This is a genomic window from Devosia soli, assembly GCF_000970455.1.
In the GTDB taxonomy this organism is placed as follows: Bacteria; Pseudomonadota; Alphaproteobacteria; order Rhizobiales; family Devosiaceae; genus Devosia; species Devosia soli.
This window is the reverse complement of sequence record NZ_LAJG01000023.1, coordinates 32,984-53,712: the sequence shown is the minus strand read 5'-3', so window position 1 is coordinate 53,712 and position 20,729 is coordinate 32,984. Positions and strand designations below refer to the sequence as shown.

The following is a 20,729-nucleotide window of genomic DNA, read 5'->3' as shown; positions in this document are numbered from 1 at the left end:
GTTAGGCCGCGCGGGGCTCGGCCGTCAGCATATTGGCGAGCTTGAATGAGAGCGGCGTCAGGATCTGGCTGACGACGAAGGCGATCGGCCAGGCGATGATGAAGCTTCTGGGCCAGACAGCCAGCACGTCGGCGCCGAGGGCGATAAAGCCCATGATGCCTGACATGGACAGGGCCATGGAGAAGCTGATGAATACCTGCGCGAGAATGATGGTCTTTTTGGACATGGTCGGCTCCGTCACAAAGATGATCTGACGGAAAAATTCCACGTCAGCACCACCTTCAAGGGTTTGAAGTTTGGTGCCACTGGGACGCGGATGCGTCGAAACCGCATTGCTGCGGGGCCGGGATACCAACCGGCGACGTCTTTTCGGCTGGTTCTATGTATGGAGTAGCGCCCGTTCCGGCAAGCAGCGGAGGCGAATGGCTGGTTTGCGCAGAAACCGCTTACGCGAACGCGATTTTTCAGAGCAAGGCACTGCGAGGTGTTGGGGTGAGAGGGTGGTGTCGTAATTGTCGATACCCCCTCATCCGGCGCTGCGCGCCACCTTCTCCCCAAGAAGGAGAAGAATGGGCCGGTGATGGCGGATGATGAAGAATCAAAAAAGGCCGGGATTGCTCCCGGCCTTTTGGTTTTAGGTGTTTTTGTCGGCCGTGGCCTTGGGCTTCTTTGGCTTGGGAAGCGCCTTGGGCTTTGCGGGTCGCGGCGGGACCGCGATCAGTTCGAGCTTGGCTTCCGAGCCTTCGCCAACCACGGCGACGGTGACATTGCCGCCGTTGACGAGTTCGCCGAAGAGGACCTGGTCAGCCAGCGGCTTCTTGACGTGTTCCTGGATGACGCGACCGAGGGGACGCGCACCCATGCGTTCGTCATAGCCATGTTCGGCCAACCAATCGGCGGCCTCCGGGGTCAGATTGATCGTGACGCCGCGTTCGGCCAATTGGCCTTCAAGCTGCAGCACGAACTTTTCCACCACGCGGCGCACCACTTCACGCGGCAGCGGCGCAAAGGAGATGATAGCGTCGAGACGGTTGCGGAACTCCGGGGTAAAGGTGCGGTTGATAGCCTCTTCGTCGTCCCCCTGCTCGCGCTTGCGGCCAAAGCCGATGGGCGAGCGGGCGAGTTCGGATGCACCGACGTTCGACGTCATGATCAGGATCACATTGCGGAAGTCGACCGACTTGCCGTTGTGGTCCGTGAGCTTGCCGTGATCCATGACCTGCAACAGGATGTTGTAGAGGTCGGGATGAGCCTTTTCGATTTCGTCGAGCAGGACCACGCAATGCGGGTGCTGGTCGACGCCGTCGGTGAGAAGTCCGCCCTGGTCGAAGCCGACATAGCCCGGAGGCGCACCGATCAGACGGCTGACGGTGTGACGCTCCATATATTCGGACATGTCGAAGCGCAGCAGTTCGACGCCGAGGGTATCGGCGAGCTGCTTGGCGACTTCGGTCTTACCGACGCCGGTCGGGCCGGTGAAGAGGTAGGAGCCGATGGGCTTTTCCGGTTCACGCAGGCCGGCACGCGCCAGCTTGATGGCCGAAGAAAGCGCCGTGATCGCCTGATCCTGACCAAAGACTACGGTCTTGAGGCTCTGTTCGAGACCCGAGAGCAGTTCGGCATCCGACTTGGAGACCGATTTTGGTGGGATGCGGGCGATTGTCGCGATCGTCGCTTCGATGTCTTCCACGTCGATCAACTTCTTGCGCTGATCTTCCGGAACAAGCATCTGACTGGCACCGGTTTCGTCGATCACGTCGATCGCCTTATCGGGCAGCTTGCGATCGTTGATATAGCGGGCGCTGAGCTCCACGGCAGCCTTGAGAGCTTCATCCGTGTACTTGATCTTGTGGAAGTCCTCGAAATAGGGACGCAGGCCCTTCACGATCTCGATGGCATCGGGAACGGTTGGCTCATTGACGTCGATCTTCTGGAAGCGACGGACCAGTGCGCGGTCCTTCTCGAAGAACTGGCGATATTCCTTATAGGTGGTCGAGCCGATGCAACGGATCGCGCCAGAAGCCAGCGCGGGCTTAAGGAGATTCGAGGCATCGAGCGCGCCGCCAGAGGTAGCGCCGGCGCCGATCATGGTATGGATCTCGTCGATGAAGAGCACCGCATGCGGCATCTTCTCGAGCTCCTTCATCACCGACTTGAGGCGTTCTTCGAAGTCGCCACGGTAGCGGGTGCCGGCGAGCAGCGAGCCCATGTCGAGCGAATAGATGACCGCTTCCTTGAGCACTTCGGGCACATCGCCCTCGATGATCTTGCGGGCAAGGCCTTCGGCGATGGCAGTCTTGCCGACGCCGGCGTCGCCCACATAAAGCGGATTGTTCTTGGAGCGGCGGCAGAGCACCTGGATGGTCCGGCGCAGTTCGCCGTCGCGGCCGATCAGCGGGTCGATCTTGCCCTGGCGGGCCTTTTCGTTGAGGTTGACGCAGAAATCGGCAAGAGCCGAGGTCTTCTTGCCTTCGGCAGCGCCACCTTCCCCATTGCCTTCACCTTCCTCCGCGCCACGGACCTTGCGGTCTTCGGCGGGGCCGGACTTGGTGATGCCATGGGAGATGAAATTGACGGCGTCGAGCCGGCTCATATCCTGCTGTTCGAGGAAGTAAGCGGCGTGGCTTTCGCGTTCGGCGAAAATGGCGACGAGCACATTGGCGCCCGTGACCTCTTCGCGGCCTGAAGACTGGACGTGAATGACGGCGCGCTGAATGACGCGCTGAAACGCCGCCGTGGGGCGGGCATCCTGGCCATTCTGCACGACGAGGCTGTCCAGTTCCTCGTTGATGAAATCTTCCAAATCGCTCTTGAGCGCGTCGATATCGACATCGCAGCCATTGAGCACGGCGATCGTCTCACGGTCGTCGGTCAGGGCCAGCAAGAGGTGCTCAAGCGTGGCGAACTCGTGGTTTCGCTCGCGCGCCAGGTTCATCGCCTGATGCAGAGCCTTTTCGAGTCCGCGGGAGAATGAGGGCATCTGATGTTCCTATTGCTTTTCCATCACGCATTGCAGCGGATGCTGGTTCTTGCGTGCCGTATCCATGACGCGGGTCACCTTGGTTTCGGCGACCTCGTATGGATATACGCCGCACTCACCCACCCCCTTCTGGTGAACGTGCAGCATGATCTGCATCGCGTCTTCACGGGATTTGTTGAAGACGTCCTGCAAGACCAGAACGACGAATTCCATCGGCGTGTAGTCGTCGTTGAGCAGAAGAACCCGGTACAGGTTCGGCCGCTTGGTCTTGGGGCGGGTCTTTGTGACCGTCCCAGTCTCGAAGCCGCCGCCGCCTTCCCCCTTGCGCCCACCATCATTGTCATTCGGACCGGCCGCGAGCTCTCCAAGGGGTCGCTGGGAGCCATTGAACGAGCGGTCTTGAGCTGAATGCGTGGTGGTGCGGGTCATATTCATTACGGTATCTGAGGGGGAAACCGAAGCAGCTAATCGGTACCATTATGTAAGCAAAAAAGGCCCCGTGTTAAGGGGCACGCGTTCCCGAAAAGTTGAGCGGCAAAAACCTACCTTGGACAAAGAGTTGCGGCACCGGACGACGCGTGACGCCACATGACAGGCTTGCCGCCGTGCCACCCAACTTGCTCGCATTTTACGGATTCGTAACGGGGTCCGCGCTAACGTCGCCTCAAGGCAGGGATCAGGCGGGGGGCGCCGGATCCGAAAAGCCAAGTTTCAGTTGCGTACGGGCAGATTTCGCCCGATCGAGTAATGTTGGAGTATCGGGTTGACCTCCCAGGCCATCACCCCTTGGCGCGTATCCTTCCGCCGCGCTTTCGTCGCGATCGCCGTCTTGCTTGGCCTTGCCATGCAGATGACCGCCCCCGCGCATGCCATCGAAAATCTCCGCAAATATGCCGGCATCGTGGTCGACGCGAAATCGGGCGAGGTCCTCTACGAGGAAGCAGGCGACTCCCGGCGTTATCCGGCGTCCGTGACCAAGGTTATGACGCTTTATGTGCTCTTCCAGGAGCTGCAGGCCGGCAATCTCAGCCTTTCGACCAAGATGACCGTGTCGAAATTTGCTGCTTCAGCTGTGCCGACCAAGCTCGGTCTGCGTGCGGGTTCGACTATTTCGGTGCAAGACGCGATCAAATCGCTGGTGACGCTTTCGGCCAATGACATGGCCCGCGTGATCGCGGAGCATATTTCGGGCAGCGAAGCCAAGTTTGCCGAGCGCATGACCGCGACGGCGCGTGCCATGGGCATGCGCAACACCACCTATCGCAACGCCTCGGGTCTTCCTGATGGCGGCCAGGTGACAACCGTTCGGGACCAGGCGATCCTCGGCATCGCCATCTACCAGCATTTTCCGCAGTACTATGAGTTCTTCCAGACAAAGTCCTTCAGCTATGCGGGCAAGACCTATGGCAACCATAATCGGGTGCTCGGCTATATGGGCGCCGTCGACGGGATCAAGACCGGCTATATCAACGCTGCTGGTTCAAACCTGCTGACTGCGGCCCGCAAGGACAACCGTCATATCGTCGTTGTTGCCTTTGGCTTCAACTCGGCCGGCGCGCGCGACGAGAAGGTTCGCCAGCTTGTTGCCGCTTATCTTCCCAAGGGCCGCCGTGGCGATTATCTCGCGCAGGCCATGGTTCCGCAGCCGGGTCGCCAGGGCAATGCCAACGTTCAGGTAGCCGTGGCCCAGCCCACGCAGCCGGTTTTCGTGATGCCGATGCCCCTGCCCGGTTTCCGCCTTGCCGAACTTGCAGCGCGCAATGGCGCACAGCCGCAGCCACAGGTTGTGGTTGCCAGTGCCATGCCCGTCGCGCCGCCGCCGGTCGATCTTGGCACGCAACCGGCCGTCCAGGCCGCAGCAGTGCTCGCAGCGCCCACACAGGCCCCCACACCGGCTTATCCGAGCCAGGACATCATCGGCGCCTGGCTCAGCGAGACCTATAATCTTGGCGCTCCGCCCTCTTCGCTTGGAGCCACACGTCCCTCAGCACCACTCGAACCGCCGGCCAATGTGGGCGGCGGGGCACCTGAGGCACAGCCGGTCGATCTCCTGACCAGCGGCAGCGTGCAATCTGCGGGCCTCGAAGCCGGTGCGTGGATCGTCCAAATCGGCGCAGGCCCTTCGGAAGACAGTGCGCGCGCCATGCTTTCCAACGCAGCGAGCAAAGTCGGCGGTCTTGGCGACTTCCGCTCCTATGTCGAGCGCTTCGAAAAGAACGGCCAAGTCTTCTTCCGCGCCCGCTTCGTCGGCTTTGGCGATCGGGATGGAGCGACCGAAATGTGCAACCGCCTCAAGGACGCAGACATGGCTTGCCTGGCGATGCAGGGCTGAGCCCTGGCGAAATAATCGAAGTGGCGGGCCTGTCGCCTGCCGCCTCTTGTGTAAGCAGTTTGGTGCCTGTGTTTGGAGTAGCCCAATGAGCGAACGCAATTCCCTGGTGGAGTTGGCCAATTTTATCGGCCGCTCCCCGCTGGCCTCGCCTGACATGGCGGCGCGCAACAAGGCGCTCTCGGGTATGACCGAGCGCCTGATGCCGAAGCAGCGGCGATCCGTGGGTGACCTGATGAACGTGGTGCTGACGCTTTCGGCCCGCACGCGACGCATGGTCCAAGAGCCGGTCAAGATCGACATAGACGTCTTTGCGCCCGGCGGGAAACGCGCGGTGCTGCTCAAGATCGGCGAATAAAAAGGGGCGCTGCGGCGCCCCTTCCCTTTTGGCTCAGACGAGAGCCACGATCTTCTTTTTCTTCCACACGAACTGATACCAGGACGCTTGCAGCACCAGCATCATGGTGAAGCTCGTGGCATAGGCGACCCAGATGCCGGTCAGGCCAAGACTCGTGCGGCTCAAAAGAATAGCGCCGGGCAGTTCGATGCAAAGGATGCAGGCAAGCGACAGCGCCATCGGTGCATAGACCGTGCCGCTGGCCCGCATGATGCCGGAGAAGACGACGCTCGCACCGAAGCAGAGGACGCTCCACAAGACGACATGGAGAAGCCTTTCGGTGAGATCAACCACCGATGGATCGGTGATGAACAGCGCAACGACATGCTGGCTGAAGAGATAGGCCAGCACGATCAACCCACCCGTAATGATGAGATTCAGCAGGAGCGCTGTCCGCGTTATGGCGCCCAACTGCTCGAGGCGCTTGGCGCCAATGGCTTGGGCGGAAAAAATCGAGGCAGCGATGCCGATCGACATGGCGGGAAACTGTACGTAGCTCATCACCTGTCCCAAGGCGCCATAGGCGGCAGTGGCATCCGAACCGAAACGGTTGACGAGACCGACGACAACAATGCCGGCGATGGACGAAATCACCATCTGCAGCCCGGCGGGAACGCCCAGCTTGAGGATGAGGCCAAGCAGCTTGAGGTCTGGCCGCAGCATGGCGCCGAGCAGGATTGCATCGGGCGCGAGGGGCATGTTGCGGGCGCGCATGTAAATGAAGAGGAAGACCAGAACGGTCAGGAAGCCAGCGATGAAAGCCAAGGCAGCGGCATTGACACCGAGCTGCGGCAGGCCGAACCAGCCAAGGATCAGGGCGGGTGTGACCAAGAGACTGACGACCATCGACATGATCAGCGAAAGCAGAGGCGTGATGGTATCGCCGACGCCGCGCAAAACCGAGGTGACGACGAGGAACATGAAGAAGCCAGGCATGCCGATGAGCACGATGCGCGCATAGCCGACCGATAGGCCGAGGATATTGTCCGGCGCACCAAGTACGGTCATGATCTGCTCGGTCCAGATGCCGCCAGCAACGGCAACGAGCAGGCCAAGACAGATGGTTGCCGCCAGAGTGGTGCCCGCCACCTGCTTGACCTTGACAACGTTCTTGGCACCCCAGGCTTGTCCAATCAGGATGGTCGAGCCAGCCGAAAGCCCGATGATGAAGCTCATCAGGAAAAACATGATCGGGAAGAAGGTGGCGGTCGCGGCAAGCGCTTCGACGCCGATCAGCTGGCCGACGTAGATGGAATTGATGGTGCCCGAGAGCGCCTGAAGGATATTCGAGGCCATAAGGGGCAGGAGAAACAGGGCGAACCGCTGCCAGAGCGGACGGGGCGAAACGGCGTTCATCAGGGAACACTCCAGGAATTGGTCACAGGCAAGGCGTCACGGCGCGTGGCCCCGGAGCCGGCGAAATCTGAACGGATCAGGTCGCCGGAGGGACCAATTCACACCTCGAAGACGAGATGCCGGCTGGACGGGCGCTGGAGGCTTGGCAATGACACGGCGCCTTCGTACGCCGCGCCCAAGGGAGCGTCAATTGGGCGCGGGCGATTGCCCCAGGCTGCGGCCCCGGCGCAACACGGGATCACCTTCGCCGATCTCTTTCATCAGCGTTTGTCATCGTCTGGCTCGCCAAACGCCGTGCTAGGACCGTTCCATGAACCAGACTTCGAGCCGGCGCGATTCTTCCTTCGATCGTTTCCTTCTGGGCGCGCGAGCGTGCTTTCCGGTTGCGATCTCGATTGGGGCCTATGGGCTGGTGTGGGGTGTACTGGCGCGAGGAGCCGGCCTGACTTTACTTGAGGTCAGCCTGATGAGCGGGCTGGTGTTTGCCGGCTCAGCGCAGTTCGTGGCGCTTGACCTGTGGACAAGCGTGCCAAGCGCCCTGCCCGTCGGACCTCTGATCCTTGCAGCACTGATCGTCAACCTGCGCTACCTCTTGCTCAGCGCAACCTTGAGGCCGCTTTATCCGGCCAAGGGCGGTATGGGCCGCGGCATTCTCAGCATGTATTTCGTAACGGACGAGAACTGGGCGATGACGGTTGCCGCCATGGCGCGAGGGGAGGGCTCGGTCGCGTTTCTTGTGGGCGGCGGCGTCCTCGCCTGGATCGCGTGGATGGGCACGAATCTCATCGGCTATGGGCTTGGCTCGACGATCGACGACCCATCACGCTGGGGGCTGGACTTTGCCTTCACAGCTACGTTTCTCGCGCTGTTGCTGGGCATGTGGAAAGGCCGAGGCGATCTCCTGCCTTGGCTCGTGGCAGCGCTTGCTGCCATCCTGACCTCGCGCCTCGTCGAGGGAAGTTGGCATATTCTTGGGGGCGGCATGGCCGGCAGTCTGGTCGGCGCGATCATGGAGGGGCGAAGGCATGTACGCCAGTCCTGAAGCCGTCCTTGCCATTTTGGGCATGGCGATCGTGACCTTGGCGATCAAGGCCTGCGGACTGCTGCTTGCCGACCGCCTGCCAAGAGAGGGATTTGCGGCAGCCTGGCTGCGCCATATTCCCGGCGCGGTTTTGGCTGCGCTTGTGGCGCCAGCCTTGGTTACCGGCAGTCTTGCTGAGATCATTGCCGCAGCAGCGACAGCGGGCGTCTTTCTGCTGAGCCGCAGTCTTTTCGCCGCCATGGCGACGGGCGTTGCGACCGTTTATCTTATACGGCTACTGATCGCTGGATAAAGCGCGAACGACTGTTGCCAGTCGGCGCTGTCTGGGCTAGGAACCCTGCCCGTGCCCCTCTGGCGGAATGGTAGACGCAGAGGACTCAAAATCCTCCGCCGCGAGGCGTGCCGGTTCGAGTCCGGCGGGGGGCACCAACTTTCCCGACATCGCTAGAAATCCGGCACTTTGGGTGGCGTGAACTGCAGCGAATTGAACCGCTGCTTGAGCTGCAGATCATCGAAGCGACGGTCGAGATTGTCGAGGTCGACGGTGACCTGATAATCGTCGGCCTTTTCGGACAGCTCTCTCTGCAGGCAAATCAGGCGCTCGCGATTGGCTTCGAGCACCTCGGGGGTGTCACCGGCCAAGGGTGCCGGGCAGGCCGCGAAAGCGGGTGAAACCAGCACGGTGGCGAGCGTTATGACAATGAACCGAGTTGTCTTCATGCTCACCAAGATGGGTAGTCCTGGCTGACGCAGCAAATCACAAGCGCTTGCACGAGTGCGTGACCGCGGCGCCTGTGGGCGAACCAAAGTCAGATAGCGTGGTTGGGTGTGCTTCGAAAAGGAGTGCCATCATGAGCTTCCCACCGCTCGAACCAAGCCCGACAGTGCCTGACCCCGGCCCCGTGCCGCCGATGTCAACCCCCGATGAAATGCCACAGCCGGGCACGGACATTCCCGCGCCCGATCCGGATGATCCGATCGATAATCCAAACCCAGGACCGGATTTGCCGCCCGGTCGCGATCCATTTCCCGATCACGAGCCCGAACCGCTCTGATCGGTCTTAATAGTCGACGAGGCTGCTGGGAGTTTCCATGGTCTGATCCATGAACCGCCCGGCGGTGCTCGGCCGCGATGGCTGGACGGCCTGCGGTGTCGCAAAGCCGCCAGTATATTGCTGCTGCATCTGCATCTGCCGCACGGCTTCATCGTACCCGCTGGTGTCGACGCCGATGACCGAGGTCATGAGATTGGGACCAGTGCCTGGCTTGAAGGCCTCTTCAATGGCGGACTGGCCATCATAGGCCTGGACGCCAGTATTGGGGTTGATCAGGGCGGTCGTCATGCCGTCGGGGACGTGGAAGGGGGTCGGCGGCTTCCCCTGCAGGGCTTTGGCCATGAAATTGGTGAAGATCGGCACAGCCAGGCCGCCGCCGGTCGAAGCATTGCCCATCGAGCGCGGCTGGTCGTAACCGACATAGATGCCGACGGCCAGTTCGGGCGTAAAGCCGACGAACCAGGCGTCCTTATAGTCGTTGGTCGTGCCGGTCTTGCCGGCAACAGGACGGTTGAGGGCGCGTGCGGCGGTGCCGGTGCCGCGCTGGACGACGCCTTCCATCATCGAGGTGATCTGATACGCGGTCATCGGGTCGAGCACCTGAGGGCGATTGTCGATGATGCGTGGTTCGCCTTGTCCATGCCAATCGGTTGCCGCGCAACCGTCGCAGGTGCGTTCGTCGTGACGATAAACGGTTTTGCCGTAGCGATCCTGGATGCGGTCGATCAGCGTCGGCACAATCTTGCGGCCGCCATTGGCGATGGTCGCATAGGCCGATGTCATCCGCATATTGGTGGTTTCACCGGCGCCAAGGGACATGGCGAGCACGGGCTGCATGTCGTCGTAGACGCCGAACATGCGCGCATATTCGGCGATGAGCGGCATGCCGATATCGCGCGCGAGACGCACGGTCATGACGTTCCGGCTGCGCTCGATGCCGCGGCGCAAGGTCTGAGGCCCGTAAAATTCCTGCGCGTAGTTTTCCGGCCGCCAGATGGAGCCATCGCCGTTGCGGATTTCAACCGGGGCATCGAGGATAACCGAGGCCGGGGTATAGCCGTTGTCGAGGGCAGCGGCGTAGACGATGGGCTTGAAGGACGAGCCCGGTTGACGGAGTGCCTGAGTCGCGCGGTTGAATTCGGATTCGGCGAATGAGAAGCCGCCGACCATGGCGAGGACGCGGCCGGTGCGCGGGTCCATCGCAACAAGCGAGCCTTCAACTTCCGGAACTTGTTCAAGCGTAAAGGCGCCCTGCTTGTCGGCCAGCGGCGACACATAGACGACATCGCCCACCTTGAGGATATTCTGCACGGGCTTTGACACCCAGCGGATGTCCGGACCGGCAAGCGTGCCCTCGACGCGTTCGGGACTTGTCGCGCCATCGACGTCGTCTTCGGGACGGAGCCCAATGCGGGCTTCGTTGTTGCCGACCGAGAGGACGACGGCGAGTTGCCACTCTGGCACGTCGCTCAGCGGCTTGATCTTGGCGACATCGAGCCCCCAATCTTCGCCCAGTTCGATGCTGGCGACCGGGCCGCGGAAGCCGCGCGTACGATCATATTCGATAAGACCGTCCATCAGGGCGCGGCGGGCGTATTCCTGGAGACGCGGCTCAAGCGTGGTGCGCACAGAAAGGCCACCGCCATAGAGCTGATCTTCGCCGTAGAGCTTGGCGAGTTCGCGGCGCACGTCTTCGGTAAAATATTCGGCGGCATAGACCTGGCTGCCGGAGGCGCGCGGGATGACGTTAAGGGGCTCGGCTTTGGCGGCTTCGGCTTCTTCGGGCGTAACATAGCCATTTTCGACCATCCGATCGATAACCCAATTGCGGCGCTCGATGGCGGCCTGGGTGCGGCGGAATGGATGATAGTTGTTGGGCCCCTTGGGAAGCGCTGCGATATAGGCAGCTTCGGGGAGCGTCAACTCGTAGAGCGCTTTATCGAAATAATTGAGCGCTGCAGCCGCGACGCCATAAGAATTAAGGCCAAGGAAGATTTCGTTGAGGTAGAGCTCGAGGATCTTGTCCTTGGAAAAGGTCGACTCGATGCGCAGCGACAGGATGGCTTCCTGGATCTTTCGATCCCAGGTCTGTTCCGATGTGAGCAGGAAGTTCTTGGCGACCTGCTGCGTGATGCTCGAGCCACCCCCCTGAATGGAATTGTTGCCATCCATGCGCGCCATGAGGTTGTCACGGACGGCGCGCATAAGACCATCGATCGCGATGCCGCCGTGACTGTAAAAATCCTTGTCTTCCGCCGAAAGGAAAGCGTGAATCAGCAGCGGCGGTACGGTCTCGATGGGCTGAAACAGGCGACGTTCACGGGCATATTCGGCAAGCAAAGTGCCGTCGGCGGCGTGGACGCGCGTTGTGACTGGCGGCTGATAGTCCTTGAGTACGGTATAATCTGGCAATTGGGCAGTGACGGTTGCGAGATAGACAGCGCCGGCAGCAACGCCACCCAGCGCAAGAAACATGCCGAAACCGAAAAGCCAGCCGAGTAGACGAAACATATGGTCAATATCCTCGCGGCATGAGCGGGTCCAACGGGCCGCGATTCACGCCGGTACTAAAAGAATAACAGAGCCGAAGCCGTGCCAGAATCCCCGGCAGGTCATTCGTCGGCCTCGACGCTATCAAAATATGTGGAGATGCCCCGGGCGATGGCCTCGGCAGTGCGATCCTGCCAATCGGACTGCGTCAAATTGGTGATGTCATCGAGGTTCGAGAGAAATCCTAGCTCGATGAGCGCCGAGGGAACATCGGGGGCCTGCAAGACGAAAAAATCTGCTTGGCGTACAGGGAATCGGCGCAGGGCGACGCTTGGTTCGAGCTGATGCACAATGGCCTGGGCCGCAACGTAGGATTGGACGCGCATTTCGCGGCGCATCAGGTCGAGCAGAATATCCACGACCTCCGGCGCCATTTGCGGCATGGCGAAGCCGGCGATGACGTCGGATTTGTTTTCGTTATCGGCCAGCACCTTATCGAGAACGTCGGTGGCGTTTTCGTCGCGGGTATAAACGCTCGCGCCCCGAATTTCGGGCTGCTGAAAACTGTCGGCGTGGATGGAGAGGAAGAGATCAGCCTTATTGGTGCGGGCGAGATCGACCCGCTCCTCGAGGCGAAGATAGGTATCGTCCTCGCGCGTCAGGGCCACGTCGAAGCGCCCAGAGGCGACCAGCAATTGCTGAAGTTTCAGGGAGAAGGCGAGAACGATATCCTTCTCCTTGATACCGTTCGGCGCTTCGGCACCGCTGTCGATGCCGCCGTGCCCCGGATCGATGACGACAAGCGGGCGCGTGGCAAGCGGTAGCTCGGAGCTGCCGGCCGGCGTTGATTCTGCAGTGGTCTGGGCAACGGTGGCGGAGGCGACGCGATCCTTTTCGACGTTCTCGGTAAAGGTCGCTGCGTCGGCCGGGATGATGTCGACGACAAGCCGGGCCGGCTGATCTTCGAACGGGTCGAGCACATAGGCCTGCTGAACCTGAGCGGGGGCAGCAAGGGTCAAGGTGGTGCGAACGCGGTCGCCCGCCGCCTGCTCGACAAGATAGGATGCCACGAGCGAAGTATCAGTCGGCTCGCCGCTGGGGTTGGGAACCGAGAAGGTGCCGGCCCGCACGTCGATGGCGAGACGATCAGGCTCGGAGAGGGAAACGAACGAGAACTCGGTCTTTGCTGCAAGATCGATGACAAGGCGCGCCCGGTCTTCTCCAACGGTGACGCGGACATCGATGACGTTGGGCAAGCCAACCGGGGCAGCTTCCTGTGCGCGCAAGGGGACGGCAATGACCACAAACGCCAACAATCCGAGAAGGAAAAGTCGGAAGAGACGAATATTCAAAACTGGAACGGGCCCCATGCGTGTCGCCAAGCCATGTCACATGCCCTTCGGGCGAATCTGCGGCAGACACGGGTTATGCGATGATTTGGCCAATGGGGCAAAGAACGGTCCGGACAAAAGCCAGACATTCTTCAGATTTAGAGTTTCCTGTTGCTAATCTGGCGCAACATCCCTACACGCTTACATGAAGGCGCAGGTATTTTGCGAGCGCCAGCGATCGAGTTCTCGATCTCGTCGCGCCGCCGCGGATACCGCCCGGGCCAGTGTGTCACACAAACACATGGCCCGGATTGAAAGCGGCGATTTTCAGCGCCTTCGATGACGAATTTCGGTCCGTCTTGGATCGGACGATGGCGAGCCCTCGCGGTTTGCCATCCAATAGGAAGAGGTCATATGGCCCGCAGGCGGACAAAGCGCGACGCGATCGAATTAGCCGATTGCCGTTTTGCTTCGCCCCTTACCCCGGCCATGACCAGTTTTGCCGGTGCGCTGAATGTGAGAGGTTCGCGCCCGATTTCACCCACACCATTCGCCCCGCAACGCGCCACTTCAGGTATGCCGGTCAACCGGCAGCCCCTTGTCGGCGCGCGGGTGCGCGGAGTTCACAATGGCGACCAAAAGAATGCTGGTGGATGCCATCCACCCGGAAGAAACACGGATTGTCGTTACCGCTGGTAACCGGCTTGAGGAATTCGACTTTGAATCGGCGACCCGCCGCCAATTGCGGGGTAATATCTACCTTGCGAAGGTGACGCGCGTTGAGCCGTCGCTGCAGGCAGCATTTGTCGAATATGGCGGCAATCGCCACGGATTTCTCGCGTTTAGCGAAATCCACCCCGATTACTATCAGATCCCCGTGGCCGACCGCGAAGCCCTGCTGCGCGAAGAAGAGCACGACGACGACCACCACGAGGAAGCAGCGGAGGCTGCGCCGGCGACGACTGAGAGCGACGCCGAGGCAGAGCATTCTGAAGCCGAAGGCGAAGAAGAAAGCCATATCGAGCAGGCACCAGCCAATTCCGAGCCAGTTGAATCGATTGGTGGCGCGGATGCGCTTGAGGAAGTGCCGGAGCGTCGCCGCTCGCACCACAGCCGCAAGCAATACAAGATCCAGGAAGTGATCAAGCGCCGGCAGGTGATGCTGGTGCAGGTGGTCAAGGAAGAGCGCGGCAACAAGGGCGCGGCTCTGACGACATATCTCTCGCTCGCCGGCCGTTATTCGGTGCTCATGCCGAACACTGCGCGTGGCGGTGGCATTTCGCGCAAGATCACCAACGCAGCCGATCGCAAGCGCCTCAAGGAGATCACCGCCGATCTCGAAGTGCCGCAGGGCATGGGTGTTATCCTACGTACGGCCGGCGCCAGCCGCACCAAGGCAGAGGTCAAGCGCGACTTCGAATACCTGATGCGTCTTTGGGAAAGCGTGCGCACGCTAACGCTGCAAAGCTCTGCGCCGTGCCTGGTTTATGAAGAAGGCTCGCTTATCAAGCGAACCATTCGCGACCTCTATAACAAGGACATCGACGAAGTTCTGGTGGCTGGCGAAGCGGCGTACCGCGAGGCCAAGGACTTCATGAAGATGATCATGCCGAGCCACGCCAAGAACGTACGCATCTATGGCGAGGAGCAGCCGCTCTTTTCGAAGTACGGCATCGAGACCCAGCTCGACCAGATGTTCTCGCCGGTCGTCACCCTGCCCTCCGGTGGATATATCGTCATCAATCCGACCGAAGCGCTGGTTTCGATCGACGTGAACTCGGGGCGCTCCACCAAGGAGCACAACATCGAGGACACGGCGCTTCAGACCAACCTCGAGGCCGCCGACGAAGTGGCCCGGCAGCTTCGCCTGCGTGACCTTGCCGGTCTCATCGTCATCGATTTCATCGACATGATGGAGAACCGCTCCAATCGAGCCGTCGAGCGCAAGCTCAAGGATGCGCTCAAGGACGATCGCGCGCGTATCCAGGTTGGCCGGATTTCGCACTTCGGGCTCATGGAAATGAGCCGCCAGCGTATCCGCTTCGGCGTCGTTGAAAGCTCGACCCACAAGTGCCCGATCTGCGATGGCACGGGCCTCGTGCGTTCGACCGAATCGCTGGCGCTGATGATCATGCGCCACATCGAAGACCACGTGCTGCGCAAGCAGGGGCAGTCGATCAACGTGCGCGTGCCGGTCGAGGTGGCGCTCTATATCCTCAACTTCAAGCGCGAGACGCTGACTGCGCTCGAAATTCGCAATCACCTCTCGATCACCATAACGGCCGATAGCAAGATGACGGGACACCAGTTCGCCATCGAAAAGGGCGAAGCGCGGGTCATGTCCTATGCCGATCAGCGCGCGGTCGAGCACGTTCGCGTCGACACGGCTGTGATCGAAGACATCGAAGACGATGTCGAGATCGAAGTGGCAGATGAAGAGGAATCAACCGAAGCCCGCAGCGACGACAATGGCGAAGGTGAAGGCAGTGGCGGCAATGGTCGCCGTCGCCGTCGCCGCCGCCGTCGCGGTGGTGCTGGTGGCGAGCGTGGCGAAGAACGCCCAGCAGTCGAAGTGCGTGAAAGCCAAGCCGAAGGCGAGGCCGACGAAGCCGAAGTTGCTGAAGGTGGCGACGAAGACGGTGACGAGGAAAACTCGGCACGGCCCACGGAGGCCGATAGCGAAAACCGTCGTCGTCGCCGTCGCGGCCGCCGCGGCGGTCGCCGTAACCGCCGCGATCAGGATGGCGATGTCGTGGCAGCTGCCGGCGAGGAAGCGCCAGTGGCGGAAGTAACCGCAGTCGAGCAGGCCGTGATTGCCGATGTGCTTCTGGCGCAGGGCAATGAAGAGGGTGCTCCGGCGGTGCAGCCGGCGGAAACCATGGCCGAAAGCGTGATGGCGGAAGCCGAGGCCATCGCCGAGAAGCCGAAGCGCAAGCCTCGGGCGCGCAAGCCCAAGGCAAGCGAGGCCGAGGCTCCGGCAGACGTAGCTGTCGAGGCGCCAGCCCCAGTGGGAGCAGCAGAAGCTGCTGCGGAAAAGCCGAAGCGCAAGCCGCGCACGCGCAAGAAGGCCGAACCGGTGGCTGAAGCCGAGGCAATGGCGACAGAGGCTCCAGCGGCCGAGGCGCCCGTCGAGACTGCGCCAGAACCCAAGGCAGAGACCGCGACGGAAGCAGCTGAAACCCGCCCAAGGCGGCAGAAGAAGGAACTTCCACCAGAAGGTGTCGTGGTTTCTTCGAGCGCCAATGCCCAAGAAGCGGCCGAGCCTGCCGAAGGCGAAACGGAGCCTGAAAAGAAGAAAAAGGTCGGCTGGTGGCAGCGCCGGCTTGGCCTAGGCTAGGATCTAACGAGGGCGGCTTTCGGGCCGCCCTTTTCGTCTCATGTCTCGTTCTGAACGACTGCTCGATCTCTTGCAACTGCTGCGCAATAAGCGCGTGCCGGTAACCGGGCCTGACCTGGCCCGGGAACTCGGCATTTCCATTCGTACGCTCTATCGAGATATTGCGACACTGCAGGCGCAGGGCTCGGATATCTAAGGCGAGCCTGGCCTTGGCTATGTTTTGAGGCCCGGCTTTACATTGCCACCCCTGATGTTTTCTGCCGACGAGATCGAAGCCATCGTTCTCGGATCGCGTTGGGTGGTCGCGCGATCAAATGACCGGCGGCTCAGCCAGTCCGCACATCAAGCAATGAGCAAAATCCTTGCTGTCCTGCCGGCGGAATTGCGGGAGCGGGCCGAAGCGACCAATCTGCTGGTCGCCCGGATGGGCATGGAGACTGCATCTGTCGATGCAGGGCAAATCCGCCTCGCCATTCGCAATGAGCGCAAACTCTTTATCACCTAAGCCGATTCCGCCGGAAAAACGACGGACCGAACCATCTGGTCATTTCTGATCGGGTTCTTCGATAAGGTGCGCGTCGTCAGTGCGTGGTGCGAGATGCGGCATGACTACCGGAGTTTTCGCGTCGACCGGATCACCCGGCTCGACGTGTCCGATGAACGATATCCGCGGCGGCGTGCCGCGATGCTCAAGGAATGGCGCGAGCGGGAAGGCATTGCGTCGCCTTGAGCCACTGCCGGAAACTGGCAGCCCGTCATCCTATGGTGATCTCCTTCGAAAAGGAGAACGCCATGCGTACACTCAATTACATTTTGCTGTCGGTCGCCGATCCGGCGCGGAGCGAAGCCTTTTACACCTCGCTTCTTGGCTTGAGCCCAATCGAGAATTCGCCAACCTTCGTGCTCTACATTCTGGCGAACGGTATGAAGCTTGGACCTTGGATCGCCGACGACATCGTTCCAAGGCCCCTGCCCGCTGGCGGCATGGAAGTGACGTTCAGTGAGGCGGACGATGCCGCCGTCAAGATGACTTTCAGGGATTGGTCGAGCAAGGCGAAGGTCTTGCAGGAGCCGCATATGATGGATTTTGGATACACGTTTGTCCTCGAAGACCCGGATGGGCACCGGATAAGGATCTTTGCACCGCCCGCGCGCTAATTTCTGGCGGTGTAGCGATAGGCTAGATCGCCTTCGTCCTGCACCGGGGCATCGACGTCACGCTTTCCGCCAAGGCGCGTGGCGACTGACTTTGACGGCTCGTTGGCCGGGTCGACATAACTGACAAGGGTGCGCAGCTCGAGAAATTCAAACGCCCAATCCTTCAGTGCCATAGCCGCTTCCGTAGCGTAGCCGTGGCCCTCGAAACCGTCATAAAGCAGCCAGCCGAGTTCTTTTTCGGGGTAGAGCGGGCCATGGTTGATACCAACCTGTCCTATGCATGTCCCATCCGATTTTCGATCGATCATCAAGGCGCCATGGCCATAAAGCGCCCACAGCGCGACGTCGTGGCAAAACATGCCCCAGGCGCCGCGCTGGTCATAGGGCCCGCCCATGAATAGGGACCGGGGCGACGCCATCAAGGCGGCGTATGCAGGGAAATCATCGATCCGCATTGGGCGCAGGACGAGGCGCTCCGTCTCCAGCGTTGGAACGGTCATGCCCCTGCCCTCAGGTACGTGTCGAGCCGTTCAAGGGCGAGTTCGACAGTCTGGCGCGTACCAGCATAGCTGAAGCGGACATAGCCGTGACCGTTGTTGCGGTCGAAGTCGACACCGGGCGTCGAGGCGATACCGGCGCGTTCGAGAAGTGATTCACAAAAGGCCAGTGAGTCTTTGGAAAACTTCGATATTCCGGCATAGGCATAGAAGGCGCCGTCAGCGGCGACCGGGAGATCGAAGCCAAGGTCTTGGAGACCTTTGGTGAGAATCCGGCGGTTTTCGGCATAGATGGCCTTTTGCGCTTCGGAATAGTCGCGCTCGTCCAGCGCCGCCGTGGCGGCGACCTGGCTGAGGGTGGGGGCAGATATGAAAAGGTTTTGCTGGAGCACTTCGGCGCGGCGGACGAGGCTTTCGGGCAAAATCATCCAGCCGATGCGCCAACCGGTCATGCAATAGTATTTCGAGAAGCTATTGATGACGATGGCGTCGCGCGTCAGTTCGAGAGCCGACACCGAGGGGCCGCGATAATCGAGGCCGTGATAGATCTCGTCGGAGATGAAGGTGATGCCCAGCCGCTTGCAGGTTTCGATGATGTCGGCGAGACCGGCACGGTCAACTGCCGCGCCGGTGGGGTTGGCGGGGCTGGCAAAGAGCAGGCCATCGAATGGCATCTTCTTGTAGGCAGCTTCGATCTGCGCACCGGTAAGGTGCCAGTTGTTTTCCGCAGAAACCGGAATTTCAGCGACCTGAAAGCCGAGGCCGATGATGGTGTTGATATAGGCGGGATAGCCTGGGCGGGTGATAGCTATGCGGGCGCCCGGGCGAAAGGCCGTGTGAAAGGCTAGGATGAAGCCGGCCGACGAACCCATTGTGGCGAGAATCAAATCCGGGCTGACGGCGACGTTGTGCTGGTGTTCATAGTAGCGCGCAAGTTGCTCCAGAAGAGCGGGCAGCCCCTTGGCGCTGGTATAACCCTGCGGATTGGGGAGGGCGCGCGCGACAGCTTCGAGGACTTTCGGCGCAGGCGGCTGGCCAGGCTCCCCCAATTCCAAGTGGCAAATGGTGCGGCCCTGCCCTTCCAGCACCTTCGCGCGGTTAAGGATGTCCATGGCGAGAAACGGCATCAGGCCGTCTTGGCTGGGGGAGGTCATCGGCATTGTCCTTGTTTGGACCTCGGGACTAACGACAAGCGTGGTGCAACTCAACAACAATTGAAATCAGCGTTCAGCGGACGGCAATTGTTCCGTGCCAGTCTGGCACGAGGTCTGTTAGAAGGCCGAAAAGAACTTTTTGCCTTGGGGATCCGATGAATCGTCTGTCTATCGTCCTGGCCACCGTCGCCGGCATTTTTGCGGGGGCCCTGGGCTATTCTCAGCTCAACCAGCCGGCGCCGCAGACCGACCAAGTGGCCGTGCGCGCCATTGTCGAAAACGTGCTCGACGAGCGCGAGGCCGCGGCACGGGCGCCCGTCCAGGAGACGGCGGCGATCGATCCGGCCGTGCTCAACCCCATGATCGAAAGCTACCTGATGAGCGACCCCAAGCTTTTGCAGCGGCTTTCAATTGCTCTCGACGATACGCTCAAGGCCGAGGGCGAAGCCAAGGCGCGCACGGCGATCGCCGAAATGCATGACCAGATCTTCAACGGTCCGGGCCAGGTGGTGCTGGGCAACCCGGAAGGCGATGTGACGCTCGTCGAGTTTTTCGATTACAACTGCAGTTATTGCCGCGCTGCGCTGCCCGACCTCGCTACGCTTCTGGCGGAGGATCAGAACCTCAAGATTATCCTTAAGGAATTTCCGATACTCTCTAATGAATCGATCGACGCGGCGCGTATCGGCGTGCTCGTCGGTGAGTCGGATGTCGACTATTGGACCTTCCACGAGGCGCTGTTTTCGAGCCGCGGTAAGGTGGACAAGTCCGTGGCGCTGGCGGCAGCATCGGACCTGGGCCTGAGCCCGGTCAATCTCGAGTTGCAAATGGGTGAGGATCGCGTCGCCAAGACGATCCAGACGTCCTACCAGATCGCGCAGGCGCTGGGGATCACGGGCACGCCGACCTATATCATCGGCAACGAGATCATACCCGGCGCGATTGGGGTCGATGATCTGAGGGCCCGGATCGCCAATATGCGCGATTGTGGTGAGACAACGTGCAGCTAGCCTGAATCTCGCCTGACTCTTTGGATAGTTGGCCTCAACGCACCGGGAAGGCTCGCCTTTTCGGTGCATTTCGTGTAACCGGCCTTGCACCACCGGAAACACCCGGTGCACAACGCAAAGACAATGGCAAAGAACGTTCTCGTCCTCAACGGCCCGAACCTCAACATGCTCGGCAAGCGCGAACCGGCGATCTACGGCGCGCAGACCCTGGCAGATGTGGAGGCCCTTTGCCGAGCCGCCGGAACCGTGTTCGGGCTTTCCATCGACTTCCGCCAATCCAACTATGAAGGCGAACTGGTCACCTGGATCCAGGAAGCGCTCGGCACTGCCGACGGCATCCTGATCAATCCCGGCGCTTATTCGCACACTTCGGTAGCGATCTACGACGCACTCAAAGCCGTGGCACTGCCGGTTGCGGAAGTTCACATCAGCAACATTCATCAGCGCGAGGCCTTCCGGCACCATTCCTATGTGTCGGCAGTCGCCTTTGGCGTCATTTGCGGCTTTGGTACGCTGGGGTATAGATTGGCCCTGGAAGCCATGGCTGAGAAACTGAAATAACGCTTCGCCGCGAAGCCGGGAGACCGACAAGA

Annotated in this window: 18 protein-coding genes, 1 tRNA gene and 1 pseudogene; 11 read left to right on the top strand and 9 right to left on the bottom strand. The window is 60.8% G+C overall.

The features are described 5' to 3' along the window. Position 1 precedes the first annotated feature (1 nt). The 3 genes from VW35_RS12550 to clpS all read right to left on the bottom strand — a co-directional run bounded on the left by VW35_RS12550 (position 2) and on the right by clpS (position 3,409). Positions 2-226 (bottom strand): DUF2798 domain-containing protein, encoded by a 225-nt coding sequence (locus VW35_RS12550; RefSeq protein WP_046143591.1) that lies wholly within the window; start codon positions 224-226, stop codon positions 2-4. A gap of 408 nt (positions 227-634) precedes the next feature. After that, positions 635-2,980: an ATP-dependent Clp protease ATP-binding subunit ClpA gene (gene clpA, locus VW35_RS12545; RefSeq protein ID WP_083982743.1), complete on the bottom strand. Its 2,346-nt coding sequence runs from the start codon at positions 2,978-2,980 to the stop codon at positions 635-637. A 9-nt stretch (positions 2,981-2,989) separates the two neighbouring features. Then, positions 2,990-3,409, bottom strand: a complete 420-nt coding sequence (gene clpS, locus VW35_RS12540) for an ATP-dependent Clp protease adapter ClpS (protein WP_046143589.1) — start codon at positions 3,407-3,409, stop codon at positions 2,990-2,992. A gap of 334 nt (positions 3,410-3,743) precedes the next feature. On the opposite strand from clpS, the gene VW35_RS12535 reads away from it, so the two are divergent. Then, on the top strand, positions 3,744-5,312 hold the full coding sequence (locus VW35_RS12535) for a serine hydrolase (protein WP_052951700.1): 1,569 nt from the start codon (positions 3,744-3,746) through the stop codon (positions 5,310-5,312). A gap of 85 nt (positions 5,313-5,397) precedes the next feature. After that, positions 5,398-5,667, top strand: a complete 270-nt coding sequence (locus VW35_RS12530) for a hypothetical protein (protein WP_046143417.1) — start codon at positions 5,398-5,400, stop codon at positions 5,665-5,667. Positions 5,668-5,700: 33 nt separating this feature from the next. Here VW35_RS12530 and VW35_RS12525 read toward each other — a convergent pair whose 3' ends face one another. Next, entirely contained in the window at positions 5,701-7,062 is a 1,362-nt protein-coding gene (locus VW35_RS12525; RefSeq protein ID WP_046143416.1) for an MATE family efflux transporter, read from the bottom strand. Positions 7,063-7,372: 310 nt separating this feature from the next. Here VW35_RS12525 and VW35_RS12520 point away from each other — a divergent pair, with 310 nt between their 5' ends. The 3 genes from VW35_RS12520 (at position 7,373) to VW35_RS12510 (ending at position 8,533) form a co-directional block, all read left to right on the top strand. Continuing rightward, a complete protein-coding gene (locus tag VW35_RS12520) occupies positions 7,373-8,104 on the top strand; it encodes an AzlC family ABC transporter permease (protein WP_046143415.1) in 732 nt (243 codons plus the stop codon). Beyond that, positions 8,088-8,396, top strand: coding sequence for an AzlD domain-containing protein (locus tag VW35_RS12515; RefSeq protein WP_046143414.1), 309 nt, complete (start codon positions 8,088-8,090; stop codon positions 8,394-8,396). Before VW35_RS12520 ends, VW35_RS12515 begins: the two co-directional genes overlap by 17 nt. 53 nt (positions 8,397-8,449) lie before the next feature. After that, a tRNA-Leu gene (locus VW35_RS12510) sits at positions 8,450-8,533 on the top strand. Between the two features lie 15 nt (positions 8,534-8,548). Here the strand turns inward: VW35_RS12510 and VW35_RS12505 are convergent. After that, entirely contained in the window at positions 8,549-8,830 is a 282-nt protein-coding gene (locus VW35_RS12505) for a hypothetical protein (RefSeq protein WP_152662579.1), read from the bottom strand. A 125-nt stretch (positions 8,831-8,955) separates the two neighbouring features. Between VW35_RS12505 and VW35_RS12500 the strand changes: the two genes are divergently transcribed. Next, the gene (locus VW35_RS12500) at positions 8,956-9,159 is read left to right on the top strand and encodes a hypothetical protein (RefSeq protein WP_046143412.1); all 204 of its coding nucleotides are present in this window, start codon (positions 8,956-8,958) and stop codon (positions 9,157-9,159) included. Positions 9,160-9,165: 6 nt separating this feature from the next. Here the strand turns inward: VW35_RS12500 and VW35_RS12495 are convergent, their stop codons facing one another. After that, entirely contained in the window at positions 9,166-11,670 is a 2,505-nt protein-coding gene (locus VW35_RS12495) for a penicillin-binding protein 1A (protein WP_083982741.1), read from the bottom strand. A gap of 101 nt (positions 11,671-11,771) precedes the next feature. Beyond that, the gene (locus VW35_RS12490; RefSeq protein ID WP_083982739.1) at positions 11,772-13,019 is read right to left on the bottom strand and encodes an N-acetylmuramoyl-L-alanine amidase; all 1,248 of its coding nucleotides are present in this window, start codon (positions 13,017-13,019) and stop codon (positions 11,772-11,774) included. 589 nt (positions 13,020-13,608) lie between these two features. Between VW35_RS12490 and VW35_RS12485 the strand changes: the two genes are divergently transcribed. The 3 genes and pseudogenes from VW35_RS12485 to VW35_RS12475 all read left to right on the top strand — a co-directional run bounded on the left by VW35_RS12485 (position 13,609) and on the right by VW35_RS12475 (position 17,475). Continuing rightward, entirely contained in the window at positions 13,609-16,317 is a 2,709-nt protein-coding gene (locus VW35_RS12485; RefSeq protein ID WP_046143411.1) for an Rne/Rng family ribonuclease, read from the top strand. Between the two features lie 40 nt (positions 16,318-16,357). After that, positions 16,358-17,047, top strand: a pseudogene (locus VW35_RS12480) (helix-turn-helix transcriptional regulator). A gap of 62 nt (positions 17,048-17,109) precedes the next feature. Continuing rightward, on the top strand, positions 17,110-17,475 hold the full coding sequence (locus VW35_RS12475) for a VOC family protein (protein WP_046143586.1): 366 nt from the start codon (positions 17,110-17,112) through the stop codon (positions 17,473-17,475). Here the strand turns inward: VW35_RS12475 and VW35_RS12470 are convergent. Continuing rightward, positions 17,472-17,975 (bottom strand): GNAT family N-acetyltransferase, encoded by a 504-nt coding sequence (locus VW35_RS12470; protein WP_046143410.1) that lies wholly within the window; start codon positions 17,973-17,975, stop codon positions 17,472-17,474. The genes VW35_RS12475 and VW35_RS12470 overlap by 4 nt on opposite strands. Next, a complete protein-coding gene (locus VW35_RS12465; RefSeq protein WP_046143585.1) occupies positions 17,972-19,126 on the bottom strand; it encodes a pyridoxal phosphate-dependent aminotransferase in 1,155 nt (384 codons plus the stop codon). Before VW35_RS12465 ends, VW35_RS12470 begins: the two co-directional genes overlap by 4 nt. 155 nt (positions 19,127-19,281) lie before the next feature. Between VW35_RS12465 and VW35_RS12460 the strand changes: the two genes are divergently transcribed. Then, positions 19,282-20,136: a DsbA family protein gene (locus VW35_RS12460; protein WP_052951698.1), complete on the top strand. Its 855-nt coding sequence runs from the start codon at positions 19,282-19,284 to the stop codon at positions 20,134-20,136. A gap of 123 nt (positions 20,137-20,259) precedes the next feature. Next, positions 20,260-20,697 carry a type II 3-dehydroquinate dehydratase gene (aroQ, locus tag VW35_RS12455; protein ID WP_046143583.1) on the top strand — a complete coding sequence of 146 codons (438 nt, stop codon included), beginning with the start codon at positions 20,260-20,262 and terminating at the stop codon, positions 20,695-20,697. Positions 20,698-20,729: the final 32 nt, after the last annotated feature.